Annotated in this window: 13 protein-coding genes; 1 reads left to right on the forward strand and 12 read right to left on the reverse strand. The window is 72.2% G+C overall.

The window, feature by feature from the left end:
* Positions 1-120: 120 nt before the first annotated feature.
* From ACZ60W_RS32090 to ACZ60W_RS32115, 6 genes are all read right to left on the reverse strand, one after another.
* On the reverse strand, positions 121-690 hold the full coding sequence (locus tag ACZ60W_RS32090) for a dienelactone hydrolase family protein (RefSeq protein WP_469758915.1): 570 nt from the start codon (positions 688-690) through the stop codon (positions 121-123).
* Positions 691-749: 59 nt separating this feature from the next.
* Positions 750-2336 carry a Na+/H+ antiporter gene (locus ACZ60W_RS32095; RefSeq protein ID WP_469758916.1) on the reverse strand — a complete coding sequence of 529 codons (1587 nt, stop codon included), beginning with the start codon at positions 2334-2336 and terminating at the stop codon, positions 750-752.
* Between the two features lie 90 nt (positions 2337-2426).
* Positions 2427-2894, reverse strand: a complete 468-nt coding sequence (locus tag ACZ60W_RS32100) for a GNAT family N-acetyltransferase (protein ID WP_469758917.1) — start codon at positions 2892-2894, stop codon at positions 2427-2429.
* Positions 2891-3832, reverse strand: coding sequence for an RluA family pseudouridine synthase (locus ACZ60W_RS32105; protein ID WP_469758918.1), 942 nt, complete (start codon positions 3830-3832; stop codon positions 2891-2893). The genes ACZ60W_RS32100 and ACZ60W_RS32105 overlap by 4 nt, the downstream gene beginning before the upstream one ends.
* 52 nt (positions 3833-3884) lie before the next feature.
* Complete coding sequence (gene lspA / locus ACZ60W_RS32110) at positions 3885-4499, reverse strand: signal peptidase II (protein ID WP_469758919.1); 615 nt, start codon at positions 4497-4499, stop codon at positions 3885-3887.
* An 80-nt stretch (positions 4500-4579) separates the two neighbouring features.
* On the reverse strand, positions 4580-5377 hold the full coding sequence (locus tag ACZ60W_RS32115) for a TraR/DksA family transcriptional regulator (protein WP_469758920.1): 798 nt from the start codon (positions 5375-5377) through the stop codon (positions 4580-4582).
* Between the two features lie 541 nt (positions 5378-5918).
* Here ACZ60W_RS32115 and ileS point away from each other — a divergent pair.
* Positions 5919-9062: an isoleucine--tRNA ligase gene (gene ileS, locus ACZ60W_RS32120; RefSeq protein WP_469758921.1), complete on the forward strand. Its 3144-nt coding sequence runs from the start codon at positions 5919-5921 to the stop codon at positions 9060-9062.
* Between the two features lie 221 nt (positions 9063-9283).
* On the opposite strand, the gene ACZ60W_RS32125 is transcribed toward ileS, so the two are convergent.
* From ACZ60W_RS32125 to ftsZ, 6 genes are all read right to left on the reverse strand, one after another.
* Complete coding sequence (locus tag ACZ60W_RS32125; RefSeq protein ID WP_469758922.1) at positions 9284-10411, reverse strand: DivIVA domain-containing protein; 1128 nt, start codon at positions 10409-10411, stop codon at positions 9284-9286.
* A gap of 55 nt (positions 10412-10466) precedes the next feature.
* Positions 10467-10757 (reverse strand): YggT family protein, encoded by a 291-nt coding sequence (locus ACZ60W_RS32130; protein WP_017238790.1) that lies wholly within the window; start codon positions 10755-10757, stop codon positions 10467-10469.
* A gap of 80 nt (positions 10758-10837) precedes the next feature.
* Positions 10838-11458 carry a cell division protein SepF gene (locus tag ACZ60W_RS32135; RefSeq protein ID WP_469758923.1) on the reverse strand — a complete coding sequence of 207 codons (621 nt, stop codon included), beginning with the start codon at positions 11456-11458 and terminating at the stop codon, positions 10838-10840.
* 122 nt (positions 11459-11580) lie between these two features.
* Entirely contained in the window at positions 11581-12300 is a 720-nt protein-coding gene (locus ACZ60W_RS32140; RefSeq protein WP_469758924.1) for a YggS family pyridoxal phosphate-dependent enzyme, read from the reverse strand.
* Entirely contained in the window at positions 12297-13076 is a 780-nt protein-coding gene (pgeF, locus tag ACZ60W_RS32145) for a peptidoglycan editing factor PgeF (RefSeq protein WP_469758925.1), read from the reverse strand. Before pgeF ends, ACZ60W_RS32140 begins: the two co-directional genes overlap by 4 nt.
* Positions 13073-14287 carry a cell division protein FtsZ gene (gene ftsZ / locus ACZ60W_RS32150; RefSeq protein WP_469758926.1) on the reverse strand — a complete coding sequence of 405 codons (1215 nt, stop codon included), beginning with the start codon at positions 14285-14287 and terminating at the stop codon, positions 13073-13075. The genes pgeF and ftsZ overlap by 4 nt, the downstream gene beginning before the upstream one ends.
* Positions 14288-14399: the final 112 nt, after the last annotated feature.

Raw genomic sequence — 14399 nt, forward strand, 5'->3', positions numbered from 1 at the left:
CTCTGTACACAGAAAGACCCCCCCCCAAAAACCCCCCCCCCCCCCCCCCCCCCCCACCCCCCCGTCTTCCCCCCCCCCCCCCCCCCCCCCCCCCCCCCACACCCCTTCGCCGTCCGCGCCCTACAGGCTCTCCAGGAAGGCCAGCGCCACCGACCAGGTGCGCTCGGCCGCCTCCTCGTCCCAGTCGGGCAGGTCCGGGTCCGTGTACAGGTGCCCCGCGCCCCGGTAGCGGTAGACCTCCACGTCCGCCCCGGCCCTGCGCATCTGCAGGTACCACGAGGACAGCCAGTCGTCCGTCTCGAACGGGTCGGGCTCCGCCACGTGCAGCTGTACGGGCAGCTCGTCCACCGACACGTTCGGCGCGAGGTCCGAGGTGCCGTGGAGCAGCAGCAGACCGCGCGCCTTCTCGTCGCCGAGGGCCAGGGTCTGGGCGACCGAGGCGCCGAACGAGAAGCCCGCGTAGACCAGACCACGCTCCGAGTAGGGGGCTGCGGCCAGGATCGCGCGCTTCAGCAGCTCGTCCTTGCCGATCTCGTCCCGCTTCGCCATGCCCTCCTCCACCGACTCGGTGGTCCAGCCGTCGAAGAGGTCCGGCACCCACACCCGGTGCCCGGCGGCCCGCAGCCGTTCGGCCGCGGCCTCGACGGCCGGGCGCGGCCCGTGGACCGAGTGGAAAAGCATGATGTCCATGCGCGCCATCCTGCCACCCTGCGCCGGAGCCGGCCGCACCCCGCCGCGGGCCCGGCAGGTCAGCGCATGCTGCGCACGTCCAGGTGGCGGAGCACCCGGTCCACCACCTCCGGATCGGCGCCCGGCTCGCTGCGCGCCGAGAGGATCTCGTGGCGGGCCGCCGACATCAGCTCCCGCTGGATCCGCTGCACCGCCCTGAACCGCTCCGCCCGGGCCGCGTAGGCCGCCCGCCGCTCCTCGTCGACCATGTCCGGGCTGATCCTCGCCCCGATGTCGTACGCGCCGCGCAGCAGCCGCTCCTGGACCTCCTCGGGCAGCTCCTCGACCTCCTCGATCTCCTTGAGGCGGCGCTTCGCGGCCTTCGCGGCGCGGATCGCGAGGTCGCGTTCGAGGGCCCGTTCCGCGTCCGCGTCCGCCCGCACCCCCAGCCGCTTCACCAGCGCGGGCAGCGTCAGCCCCTGGAAGACGAGGGTGGTGAGGATCACGCAGAAGGCGATGAAGACGATCTCGTCGCGGGCCGGGAAGGGCGCGCCGTCATCGGTGCGGAGCGGGATGGCGAGGGCGAGCGCCACCGACGCCACGCCGCGCATCCCCGCCCACCACATGACGACGGTCTCCCGCCAGCTCATCGGGATCTCCTCGTCGACGTCCCGCCGGGTGTGCAGCCGCTTCGCCAGCCACGTCGCCGGCAACAGCCACAGCAGCCGGACGCCGACGACCACGCCGACCACGGCGGCGCCCCAGTCGAGCATCCGCCAGCCGCGCCCCTCGGCCACCCCGAAGACATGGGTGAGCTCCAGGCCGATGAGTCCGAAGGCGATGCCGGTGACGAGGGTGTCGACGATCTGCCAGAAGGTCTGGCCGGCGAGCCGGCCCATCACGTCGTCGGCGTCGGCGGCGTGCTCGGCCAGGAAGAGCGCGGTGAGCAGCACGGCGAGCACGCCCGAGCCGTGCAGCTCCTCGGCGAGGACGTAGCTGACGAAGGGGACGAGGAGGGTGAGCCCGGTCTGCAGCGTCACGTCGCCGAGGACGCCGATCAGCTTGTTGCAGAGCCAGCCGAGGCCCACGCCGATGACCACGGCGACCACGGCGGACAGCACGAACTCGGCGAGGGCCTCCGGCCAGGAGAAGGAGCCGCTGACGGCGGCGGCGATGGCCACGTGGTAGAGCACGATGGCGGTGACGTCGTTGAAGAGTCCCTCGCCCTCCAGGATCGACACCAGCCGGCGGGGCAGCCCGAGCGAGCCGGCCACGGCGGTCGCGGCGACCGGGTCGGGCGGGGCGACGAGGGCGCCGAGCGCGATCGCCGCGGCCAGCGGCAGGCCGGGCACGAGGGCGTGGGCGACCGCGCCGACGGCCGCGGTCGTGACGAAGACCAGGGCGACGGCGAGCAGGAAGATGGGCCGCAGGTTCGCCGTGAACTGCCGCCAGGAGGTCCGCTGCACGGAGGCGTACAGCAGCGGCGGCAGCACCAGCGGGAGGATGAACTCCGGCGGGATGTCGACGCTCGGCACGAAGGGCAGGAACGCCAGCACGATCCCGATGAGCGTCATCAGGACGGGCGCGGGCAGACCGAGGCGGTCGCCCAGGGGGACCGTCAGCAGGGCACCGAGCAGCAGCAAGAACAACAGGGCCAATTGATCCACGGGCCCACCCTGCCACGTACGCCCGTTTTGGCGGCGCTTGCCCCCTCTGTGCGCCGACGCCGCTCCGCGGCGCCGGCTCCCCGACAGGCCCTAGAGGGCCCGGCGCATGGCCCGGTGCGGCATGCCCGCGTCGGGGAACTCGGGGCCGTACGCCTCGTAGCCGAGCCGCTCGTAGAAACCCAGCGCGTGGGTCTGCGCGTGCAGGTCGACGGCGGTCAGCCCGCGGAGCCTGGCGGCCTCCTCGACCGCGCGGACGAGCGCCGCGCCGACCCCGAGGCCGCGGGCCGCCTTGGCGACCGCGAGCCGGCCGAGCGAGCCGACCGAGGCGTCCCCGCCGGTCCTCCCGGCGGCGTCCGCCCCGAACAGCAGGCGTCCGGTGCCCAGCGGCACCCCGTCCCCGCGCACCGCGAGCACGTGCACCGCGGTCGCGTCGTGGCGGTCGTACTCCAGCTCCTGGGGGACGCCCTGCTCCTCGACGAAGACCTCGCGGCGGACCGCGAAGCACGCCTCCCGGTCGGCCGGCTCCGCCGCCTCGCGGACCGCGTACGCCGCGGTCACCGGCTCTCCGCCGCGATCCGGTCCAGCGCCCGCTGGAGGTCCTCGGGGTAGGTGCTGGAGAACTCGACCCAGGAGCCGTCGCCGGGGTGCTCGAAGCCGAGCCGGACGGCGTGCAGCCACTGCCGGGTCAGCCCGAGCCGCTTCGCGAGCGTCGGGTCGGCGCCGTAGGTCAGGTCGCCGACGCAGGGGTGGCGGTGGGCGGACATGTGCACCCGGATCTGGTGGGTGCGGCCCGTCTCCAGCTTGATGTCGAGCAGCGACGCCGAGCGGTACGCCTCGATGAGGTCGTAGTGCGTCACGGACGCCTTGCCGTCGGCGGTGACGGCCCACTTGTAGTCGTGGTTCGGGTGCCGGCCGATCGGGGCGTCGATGGTGCCGCTCATCGGGTCGGGGTGGCCCTGGACGAGCGCGTTGTAGCGCTTGTCGACCGTGCGCTCCTTGAACTGGCGCTTGAGCGAGGTGTACGCGTACTCCGACTTCGCGACCACCATCAGACCGGAGGTCCCGACGTCCAGGCGGTGCACGACGCCCTGGCGCTCCGCGGCGCCGGAGGTGGAGATGCGGTACCCGGCGGCGGCGAGGCCGCCGATGACCGTGGTGCCGGTCCAGCCGGGGCTCGGGTGCGCGGCGACGCCGACCGGCTTCATGATCACGACGATGTCGTCGTCGTCGTGGACGATCTCCATGCCCTCGACGGGCTCCGCGACGATCTGCACGGGCGCGGCCGCGCCGGGCAGCTCGACCTCGAGCCACGCGCCACCGCTGACCCGCTCGGACTTGCCGACGACGGAGCCGTCGACCTGGACCTTCCCTGCGGCGGCCAGTTCGGCCGCCTTCGTGCGGGAGAACCCGAACATACGGGCGATGGCGGCGTCGACGCGCTCGCCCTCCAGGCCATCGGGAACGGGCAGCGTGCGGATCTCGGGACTCGTACTCACCCGTCGAGTATGCCTTGTGCGGACGGCACCCCGTCGTCCGCACGGTGCGGGCTCAGTCCTTGTGGACGGTGCCGTCGGGGTCGAGGCCCCGGAACGACAGCAGGACGATCAGGATGCCGCCGCAGACGATCGCGGAGTCCGCAAGGTTGAAGACGGCGAAGTGCGCGGGGGCGATGAAGTCGACCACCGCGCCCTCGAAGACGCCCGGCGAGCGGAAGATGCGGTCCGTGAGGTTGCCGAGCGCCCCGCCGAGGAGCAGGCCCAGCGCGATCGCCCACGGCAGGCTGTAGAGCTTGCGCGCCAGCCGGATGATCACGACGATCACCGCGACCGCGATGCAGGTGAAGATGATGGTGAAGGCCTCGCCCATGCCGAAGGCGGCGCCGGGGTTCCGGATGGCGTCGAGCCGCAGCAGGTCCCCGATCAGGTCGATCGGCTCGTGCCCCTCCAGCTTGGCGACCACCAGCATCTTGCTGCCGAGGTCCAGGAGGTAGGCCAGCACGGCCACCACGAACAGCGCGACGATCCGCCGCCTGCCCCGGGGGCGATCGGGCGCGGCCGTCCCCTCGGAGGCGGCCGCGTCGGGGGCCGCCGCCTCGTCGGAGGCCGCCGTGTCGTCGGCCCCTGCTGAATCCGGCGTACCGATGATGCGCTCCGCCTCTGCCACGTGAGTGAGTCCCTCGACCTCGATGCCTGACCGTGCACCGAGGGTACGGCACAGGCGTACGAGACCGTCAGCCGAGATCGTCAGCCGCGCCGCTCCTGTCGCTGCTTGTCCTCGACGCAGAGCGTGGCCCGCGGGAAGGCCTGCATCCGCGCCTTGCCGATGGGCTTGCCGCACACCTCGCAGAGGCCGTACGTGCCCGCGTCGAGCCGCTCCAGGGCGTGCTCCGTCTGCTCCAGCATCTCCCGCGCGTTCGCCGCCAGGGCGAGCTCGTGCTCCCGGGTGATGTTCTTGGTGCCGGTGTCGGCCTGGTCGTCCCCGGCGCCGTCGCCCGAGTCCCGCATCAGCCCGGTGAGCTCCTCCTGGGAGTGGACGAGCTCGCTGCGCAGCCGCAGCACCTCCGCCTGGAGCGAGCTGCGGGCCTCGTCGACCTCCTCCGGCGTCCAGGGGTCCTCGCCCGGACGCACCGCGAGCTCACCGGTGCGGGCCGTGGGCACCGCGGCCTCGCCGTCGGCGGTCGTGACGCCACCCGCGGTCTTCTTCGCTGCCACCGTCCTGGCTCCTGTCTGCTTCTTGGCGGCGGGCGCCTTCCTGGCGGCCGCCTTCCTCGCCCCGGCCTTCCTGGCCGGCGTCGTCCCGGCCGGGGCCCCGTCGGCCGGGGCGACGGTCCCGCCGGCGGGGGCCGCCGCGTCCGGCCCGTCGACGGCCGCCTTCTCGCCCGTGACCGTCTTCCTGGTGGCCGCCTTCTCGGTGGCGGTCTTCCCGGCAGCCGTCTCCGTCGCGACCGCCGACTTCTTGCCAGTCACGTCCTTGGCGACCTCGGCCGCGCCGGCGGAACCGGCGGCCGTGGCCTTCTTCGCGGCGGTCTTCTTCGCCACCATGTCGCGGCCCCTTCACATTTTGTGATCTTGCTCGCGAATCGTGCTGGGACGATAAATCGGCCCAAGGCCCGCGGCAACGGGGCACGCCGCCGTTCCCACCCGCCCCCGCTCCCCGCGGGGCGGGCCTGCCTCCGTTGTGCCCAGCTCCCCGGCGGGTTATCCGCCCCGGCCCTCCCCCACATGGCCGCACCCGAACTCCGGCGCGCCCCGTGTGGCCATTCGGGTCACGCGAAAACGGGTCCGCCGCCCCGCCCCGGGCCCCGTACACTGGCCACAGCGAAAGGCTTGGATGGGGACGAGTAGCGTCGTACGCAGCCATGAGCGACCCGGGGACGGTGAGAGCCCGGGGGCGAGCCCGATGTGAAGCATCACCCCGGAGCCGTCGGAAGAAAGCCGCTGGACAAGGCGGTGACTAGACCCGGCGTCGCGACCCCAATGAGGGGGCTCAGGGCGTGCGCGCCCCGGGCCAAGGAGGGTGGTACCGCGGGAGCCGGGCTCTCGTCCCTCCGACGGAACGACGACTTTCCGCCGGAGGAACTCGATGACACCGCCGCAGTACCGCCAGGTGCCCGCCCAGGTCGACCTGCCCGCCCTCGAGCACGACGTGCTCGGCTTCTGGGAGGACAACAAGGTCTTCGCCAAGACCCTGGAGCAGTCCGCAGGACGCCCCGAGTGGGTCTTCTACGAGGGCCCGCCCACCGCCAACGGCATGCCCGGCGCCCACCACATCGAGGCCCGCGTCTTCAAGGACGTCTTCCCCCGCTTCCGCACCATGCGCGGCTACCACGTCGCCCGCAAGGCCGGCTGGGACTGCCACGGCCTGCCGGTCGAGCTCGCCGTCGAGAAGGAGCTCGGCTTCTCCGGCAAGAAGGACATCGAGGCGTACGGCATCGCCGAGTTCAACGACAAGTGCCGCGAGTCCGTGACCCGGCACACCGACGCCTTCGCCGAGCTCACCACCCGGATGGGCTACTGGGTCGACCTCGACGACGCGTACCGGACCATGGACCCCTCGTACATCGAGTCGGTCTGGTGGTCCCTCAAGCAGATCTTCGACAAGGACCTGCTCGTCCAGGACCACCGCGTCGCCCCCTGGTGCCCCCGCTGCGGCACCGGCCTCTCCGACCACGAGCTGGCCCAGGGCTACGAGACGGTCGTCGACCCCTCCGTCTACGTCCGCTTCCCGCTGACCTCCGGCCCGCTGGCCGGCAAGGCCGCGCTCCTCGTCTGGACGACGACCCCGTGGACCCTGGTGTCCAACACGGCCGTCGCCGCCCACCCCGAGGTCACCTACGTCGTCGCCACCGACGGCGACGAGCGGGTCGTCGTCGCCCAGCCGCTGGTCGAGAAGGCCCTCGGCGAGGGCTGGGTCACCACCGGCGAATCCTTCACCGGCGCCGAGATGGAGCGCTGGACCTACCAGCGCCCCTTCGAGCTCGTCGCCTTCCCGGACGAGGCGCACTACGTCGTCAACGCCGAGTACGTCACCACCGAGGACGGCACGGGTCTGGTCCACCAGTCCCCCGCCTTCGGCGAGGACGACCTCAAGGTCTGCAAGGCGTACGGCCTGCCGGTCGTGAACCCGGTCCGGCCCGACGGCACCTTCGAGGAGGACGTCCCGCTGGTCGGCGGCGTCTTCTTCAAGAAGGCCGACGAGGCCCTCACCGCCGACCTCGACGCGCGCGGCCTGCTCTTCAAGCACATCGCCTACGAGCACAGCTACCCGCACTGCTGGCGCTGCCACACGGCGCTGCTCTACTACGCGCAGCCGTCCTGGTACATCCGCACCACCGCGGTCAAGGACCGCATGCTCCAGGAGAACGAGCGGACCAACTGGTTCCCGGACTCCGTCAAGCACGGCCGCTTCGGCGACTGGCTCACCAACAACGTCGACTGGGCGCTCTCCCGCAACCGCTACTGGGGCACCCCGCTGCCCATCTGGCGCTGCGAGGACGACCACCTCACCTGCGTCGGCTCCCGCGCCGAGCTGACCGAGCTGACCGGCACCGACCAGTCCGAGCTCGACCCGCACCGCCCCTACATCGACGCGGTCACCTTCCCCTGCCCGGCCGAGGGCTGCGCGCTGGAGGCCACCCGCGTGCCCGAGGTCATCGACGCCTGGTACGACTCGGGCTCGATGCCGTTCGCGCAGTACGGCTACCCGTACGAGAACAAGGAGCTGTTCGAGAGCCGCTACCCGGCGCAGTTCATCTCCGAGGCGATCGACCAGACCCGCGGCTGGTTCTACACGCTGATGGCCGTCGGCACCCTCGTCTTCGACAAGTCCTCCTACGAGAACGTGGTCTGCCTCGGCCACATCCTCGCCGAGGACGGCCGCAAGATGTCCAAGCACCTGGGCAACATCCTCCAGCCGATCCCCCTGATGGACCAGCACGGCGCCGACGCGGTCCGCTGGTTCATGGCGGCCGGCGGCTCGCCCTGGGCGGCCCGCCGGGTCGGCCACGGCACCATCCAGGAGGTCGTCCGCAAGACCCTCCTGACGTACTGGAACACGGTCGCCTTCCAGGCGCTCTACGCCCGCACCTCCGGCTGGGCGCCGAGCGCCGCGGACCCGGCCCCGGCCGACCGCTCCGTCCTCGACCGCTGGCTCCTCTCCGAGCTCCACACCCTGGTGACCGAGGCCACCGAGGCGATGGAGTCGTACGACACCCAGCGGACCGGCAAGCTCCTCTCCGCCTTCGTCGACGACCTCTCCAACTGGTACGTGCGCCGCTCCCGCCGCCGCTTCTGGCAGGGCGACGCGGCCGCGCTCCGCACCCTCCACGACGTCATCGAGACGGTCACCCGCCTCATGGCCCCGCTGACCCCGTTCATCACCGAGCGGGTCTGGCAGGACCTCGTGGTCCCCGTGACCGCCGACGCCCCCGAGTCCGTCCACCTCGCCACCTGGCCCGAGGCGGACACCGGCCTGATCGACCCGGCGCTCTCCGAGCAGATGCTCCTCGTCCGCCGCCTCGTCGAGCTCGGCCGGGCCACGCGCGCCGAGTCGGGCGTCAAGACCCGCCAGCCGCTCTCCCGCGCGCTGGTGGCGGCCACCGGCTTCACCGCGCTCTCCGACGAGCTCCGCGCCCAGATCACGGAGGAGCTCAACGTCTCCTCCCTCGCCTCCCTCTCCGAGGTCGGCGGCTCCCTCGTCGACACCACCGCGAAGGCCAACTTCCGGGCCCTCGGCAAGCGGTTCGGCAAGGGCGTCCAGGACGTCGCCAAGGCCGTCGCCGCGGCGGACGCGGCCGCGCTCTCCCTCGCCCTCCGCTCCGGCGAGGCGAGCCTGGACGTCGACGGCGAGACCGTGACCCTCTCCCCCGAGGAGGTCATCATCACGGAGACCCCGCGCGAGGGCTGGTCGGTCGCCTCCGACTCCGGCGCGACCGTCGCGCTCGACCTGGAGATCACCCCCGAACTCCGCAAGGCGGGCCTCGCCCGCGACGCGATCCGCCTCATCCAGGAGGCCCGCAAGAACAGCGGCCTCGACGTCGCCGACCGCATCGCACTGCGCTGGACCTCCGACTCCGCCGAGACCGCCGAGGCGCTGAGCGCGCACGCGGCGCTCATCGCGGACGAGGTCCTCGCGACGGATCTCGCCCAGGGGGCGGCGGACGACTCCTACGGTCCCGCCTTCACCGACGACTCCCTCTCCCTGACCTTCCACCTCCACAAGTCCTGACCACCACGAAGGGCCCGGCCACCCCCGGCCGGGCCCTTCGGCGTACCCCCCGTCCCCCACCCCCCGCGACGGGCCGGGCCCACCTCGTCGCGGGCATTCGTTCCGCCGGGGCGATGGGGGCACAACGGGCCGGGGGTACGGCGAAGGGCCGGACCCGGGGTTCCGGGTCCGGCCCTTGCAGCCTGCCGACGGCTACGCGCTCACCGCGCGACCACCCGCCGTCAGTTGTCGTCCTCGTCGATCAGGAAGCCACGCATCGGCGCCGGCGCCTGCTGCATCGGCTGCGGAGCCTGCGGCCGGACCGGAGCCATCGGCTGGGTCATGGCCGGAGACATCTGCTGCTGGCCGCCGTAGGAGGGCGCACCACCCATGGACGGCGCGCCGCCCATGCCGCCGTTGCCGCCGTAGGACGGGGCACCGGCGCCCGCCGAGGCCATGGAGGGGGCCGGCGGCAGGGAGGCCGTCGCGGGGGTCCGCGGCGGGGCGAGCGAGTCGTCGGCCTGGGTCTCCAGCTGACGCAGCTGGGACTCCAGGTAGGACTTCAGACGCGTGCGGTACTCGCGCTCGAAGCCACGCAGGTCCTCGACCTTGCGCTCTAGCGTGGCGCGGGCGGACTCCAGGGAGCCCATGGCGACACGGTGCTTCTCCTGGGCGTCCCGCTCCAGGGCGTCGGCCTTGGCGCGGGCGTCCCGCTCCAGGCCCTCGGCGCGGGAGCGCGCCTCGCCGACGATCTTGTTGGCCTCGGAGCGGGCCTCGGCGATCGCCTGGTCGGCGGTCTGCTGGGCCAGCGAGAGGACACGGGCGGCGCTGTCGCCGCCGGGGCCCTGCTGCGGCTGCTGCTGCATCTGCGGCGGCATCTGCTGCTGCGGGTGACCCATGGGGCCGCCCTGCATCGGGCCGGGACCCATCGGACCGCCCTGCATCGGGCCGCCCTGCATCGGGCCGGGACCCATCGGACCGCCCTGCATGGGGCCGCCCTGCATCGGGCCGCCCTGCATGGGGCCGGCGGGAAGCGCGGGAGCGCCGGACGGCAGCTGGGGCGGGCCCATCTGCGGCGGCTGCTGCTGGACCGGCGGTCCGGATATGGCCGCGGGCACGGGGGCGCCGGGACCGACGGGACGGTCCTGCGGCTCCGGGGGCTTGCGCATGCCCTGCTGCTGCTGGTTCTGCGCGGCGGCACGCGTCGCGGCGGCCAGCTTGGCGCGCAGGTCCTCGTTCTCGCGGAGCAGGCGGGTCAGCTCGGCCTCGACCTCGTCGAGGAAGGCATCGACCTCGTCCTCGTCATAGCCTTCTCGAAGGCGGACGGTCGTGAACTGCTTGTTCCGCACGTCCTCGGGGGTCAGCGGCATCTCTTCTTCACCTCTACGTAGTCGTCGGCAGTCGGCAAGACCGTATCGTCCACACTCACCTCGCGAAGCTGCTCACGATGGAGATCAGGATGTAGACGATGATCATCAGAACGAAGAAGGACAGGTCGAGTGCCACGCCCCCGAGACGCAGCGGCGGGATGAGTCGCCGCAGAAGCTTGAGCGGTGGATCGGTGACAGTGTAGGTGGCCTCGAGAACGACCACCATCGCCTTACCGGGTTGCCATGAACGGGCGAACTGGAAGACGTAGTCCATGACCAGCCGGACGATCAGGAGGACGAGGAAGCACATCAGCACGATGTAGACCACCTGTAGTGCGACGCCCATCCCGCGTTTCCCTCTCCCCTGGCTTACGTGCTCTCGCTTGGCCGGCCGCTAGGCGACCGGTCCGTCCGGTTCTGTTGTTCTCAGCTCTGGTTGAAGAATCCGCCCTCTGCGATCCGGGCCTTGTCCTCCGCCGTGACATCGACGTTAGCAGGCGACAACAGGAACACCTTCTGCGTCACTCGCTCAATGCTGCCATGGAGCCCGAAGACGAGTCCGGCGGCAAAGTCGACAAGTCGCTTCGCGTCCGTGTCGTCCATCTCCGTGAGGTTCATGATCACGGGGGTGCCCTCACGGAAGTGTTCCCCGATGGTACGGGCCTCGTTGTACGTCCGGGGGTGCAGCGTGGTGATGCGGTAGGGCTCCCGCTCGGACACGACCTTGGGCATGATCACCGGTGCGTTCTTCTCCAGGCTCGGACGTTCGGGTGTGATGGATGCCACGGGGGCAATTCGGGCCGGACGTCCGCTTTCGGCGAGTACAGGGACAGAATGGGCGAGCGGCTCCCGCTGTGCCGGGGGCTGCACCACTCGCACCGGTTCCTCCCGCTCCACCTGGCGCGGGGGGGTGTGACGCCGGTCGCGCTCGGGCTCCGGCTCCAGCTCGGGTTCGAAGTCGTCGTCGGGGTCGAAGCCCCGGCCGTCGTACCCATCGTCCTCCACGAGGCCGAGGTAGACCGCCATCTTGCGCATCGCGCCGGCCATTCTCTGAGTCCTCCGCTCTGTGGTGGATCGGCCTCGTCACCAAGTGCCGGCGATCCACGGGACACCCCGCCGTTCTGCGGAATGACCATATTTTCTGCTGTGGTCCGACTTGCTTCGCGACGTTACCCGAGCTTGGGGCGGACGCCGAGTACCGCCGTACCGACGCGTACGTGTGTCGCCCCGGCCGCGACGGCGTCCTCGAGGTCCGCACTCATCCCTGCTGACACCATGTTCGCAGCCGGACGGGTCGCGCGCAGGGCAGTCGACAAATCCATGAGCCGGTCGAAAGCGGCACGTTGCCGACCCGCGTACGGTCCGGCGAGCGGGGCGACGGTCATCAGCCCGCCGAGCCGCAGTCCGGGGGCGGCGTCGACGGCCGCCGCCAACTCCTCGATCCCGTCCGGTGCGACGCCGCCGCGGTCGCCCCGCGCGCCGGACTCGGCGTCGAGCGCGACCTGGATCAGACAGCCGAGCTCGCGCCCCTCCTTCTCCGCGGCCGCGGAGAGCGAGGAAACGAGCTTCAGGCGGTCGACCGACTGCACCACATCGGCATAACCCACCACGGAACGGACTTTGTTGGTCTGCAACTGGCCCACGAAGTGCCAGGTCAGGTCGAGGTCGGCGCAGGCGGCGGCCTTCGGGGCGGCGTCCTGGTCACGGTTCTCGGCGACGTCGCGGACGCCGAGCCCGTGGAGGATCCTCACGTCGCTCGCGGGGTAGGTCTTGGTGACCACGATGAGGGTCACCTCCTCCCGCGCGCGCCCGGCTGCGGCGCAGGCGGCGGCGATGCGCGCCTCCACCCGGGCCAGGTTCTCGGCCAGTTCCGCGGTGCGGTCCGTCATCGGTTCATTCCTGCCGGGGATCCGGGGGCGTCCCCCGGGGCGGACACGGCGTCCAGCCAGACATATCCCGCGAGTCGCCCCGTGGTGCGGTCGCGGCGGTACGAGAAGTGGTCGCCGGATTCCCGGGTGCAGACCGGGTCGGCCTGCACGTCCTTCACCCCGAGCCGGGCGAGCTGGGCGTGGACTCCGGCGGTGACGTCGACGGCCGGGGTTCCCCAGCTCGTCTCGGCCCAGGCGGCGGGTTCGGTCTCCGCGACCTCGGCCCGCATGGCCTCCGGCACCTCGTAGCAGCGCCCGCAGACGGCGGGACCGGTGCGGGCGACGATGCGGGCGGGGTCGGCGCCGAGCGCGATCATGGCCTCGACCGCGGCCGGGACGACTCCCGCGACCATCCCGGGACGTCCGGCGTGGGCGGCGGCCGCGACCCCGGCGGCCGGGTCGGCCAGGAGCACCGGCACGCAGTCCGCGGTGAGGACGGCGAGGCCGAGTCCGGGCCGGGCGGTGACGAGGGCGTCGACCGAGGGGATCGCGGTCGCGCCCCACGGCCCGTCGACCTCGGCGACGTCGGCGCCGTGCACCTGGTTCATCCAGACCACCCGCGCCGGGTCGAGCCCGAGGGCTCCGGCGGCGCGCGCCCGGTTGGTCCGGACCGCCTCGGGGTCGTCGCCCACCGCTCCGCCGAGGTTGAGCTCCTCGTACGGAACGGCGCTCACCCCGCCCCACCGGTCGGTGAAGGCGAAGTGCGCGCCGTTCGCGTCGAAGCGATGTCCTATCACTTCAGGAAGTCCGGGACGTCCAGCTCCTCGGCCTGGCTGTCCGCGTACGGACGGGCCGGGGGGACGACCGGCTGAGCGGGCGTCAGCGGGACCTCGTTGACCGCCGGGGCGGGCTCGGCCGGGGCGGCGACGGGCTCCTCGCGGGGGGCCACGGTGCCGAGACCGCCGAGCGGGCGGGAGGGCTCGACGTGACGGGGGGCCGGGGCCGGCTCCTCGCGCTTGGCCGAGACCGAGCCGATGATGTTGTCGCGGCGGGCCGGCGGCTGGCCGCCGTCGAAGCCGGCCGCGATGACGGTGACGCGGACCTCGTCGCCCAGGGCGTCGTCGATGACGGCGCCGAAGATGATGTTGGCCTCGGGGTGGGCGGCCTCGCTGACCAGCTGCGCGGCCTCGTTGATCTCGAAGAGACCGAGGTCGCTGCCGCCGGAGATGGAGAGCAGCACGCCGCGGGCGCCGTCGATGGATGCCTCCAGGAGCGGCGAGGAGATCGCCATCTCCGCGGCGGCCACCGCGCGGTCGTCGCCGCGGGCGGAGCCGATGCCCATGAGCGCCGAACCCGCCTCGGACATGACCGACTTGACGTCGGCGAAGTCGAGGTTGATCAGACCCGGGGTGGTGATGAGGTCGGTGATGCCCTGGACACCGCTCAGCAGCACCTGGTCGGCCGACTTGAACGCGTCGAGCACGGAGACCTGGCGGTCCGAGATCGAGAGCAGCCGGTCGTTCGGGATGACGATGAGGGTGTCGACCTCTTCGCGGAGCTCGGCGATGCCGTCCTCCGCCTGGTTGGCGCGACGGCGGCCCTCGAAGGTGAACGGCCGGGTGACCACACCGATCGTCAGGGCGCCGAGCGAGCGCGCGATGTTGGCGACGACGGGTGCGCCGCCGGTGCCGGTGCCGCCGCCTTCGCCGGCGGTGACGAAGACCATGTCGGCCCCCTTGAGGACCTCCTCGATCTCCTCACGGTGGTCCTCTGCCGCCTTGCGACCGACGGCCGGGTTGGCCCCGGCACCCAGGCCGCGGGTGAGTTCACGGCCGACGTCGAGCTTGACGTCGGCGTCGCTCATCAACAGCGCTTGCGCGTCGGTGTTGATCGCGATGAACTCGACGCCCTTGAGGCCGACCTCGATCATTCGGTTGATGGCATTGACACCACCGCCGCCGACACCGATGACCTTGATGACTGCGAGGTAGTTCTGCGGTGCTGCCACGTCGAAGGCCTCTCGCCTCGAGTTACGTGTCGTCGCCGCGCGTTGCTCGCGAGGCGCCGACGGATGCCGATTGGGACGGTCCGAAACGCCGACCCGAACCCTAACGTTGAAG

This window comes from Streptomyces sp. NPDC104202, from assembly GCF_055584185.1.

Bases quoted from the DNA above. Each gene is read 5' to 3' on its own strand.
- ACZ60W_RS32090 (WP_469758915.1), bottom strand. From the start codon at position 690: ATGGACATCATGCTTTTCCACTCGGTCCACGGGCCGCGCCCGGCCGTC.
- ACZ60W_RS32115 (WP_469758920.1), bottom strand. From the start codon at position 5,377: ATGGTGGCGAAGAAGACCGCCGCGAAGAAGGCCACGGCCGCCGGTTCC.
- ileS (WP_469758921.1), top strand. From the start codon at position 5,919: ATGACACCGCCGCAGTACCGCCAGGTGCCCGCCCAGGTCGACCTGCCC.
- ACZ60W_RS32125 (WP_469758922.1), bottom strand. From the start codon at position 10,411: ATGCCGCTGACCCCCGAGGACGTGCGGAACAAGCAGTTCACGACCGTC.
- ACZ60W_RS32130 (WP_017238790.1), bottom strand. From the start codon at position 10,757: ATGGGCGTCGCACTACAGGTGGTCTACATCGTGCTGATGTGCTTCCTC.
- ACZ60W_RS32135 (WP_469758923.1), bottom strand. From the start codon at position 11,458: ATGGCCGGCGCGATGCGCAAGATGGCGGTCTACCTCGGCCTCGTGGAG.
- ACZ60W_RS32140 (WP_469758924.1), bottom strand. From the start codon at position 12,300: ATGACGGACCGCACCGCGGAACTGGCCGAGAACCTGGCCCGGGTGGAG.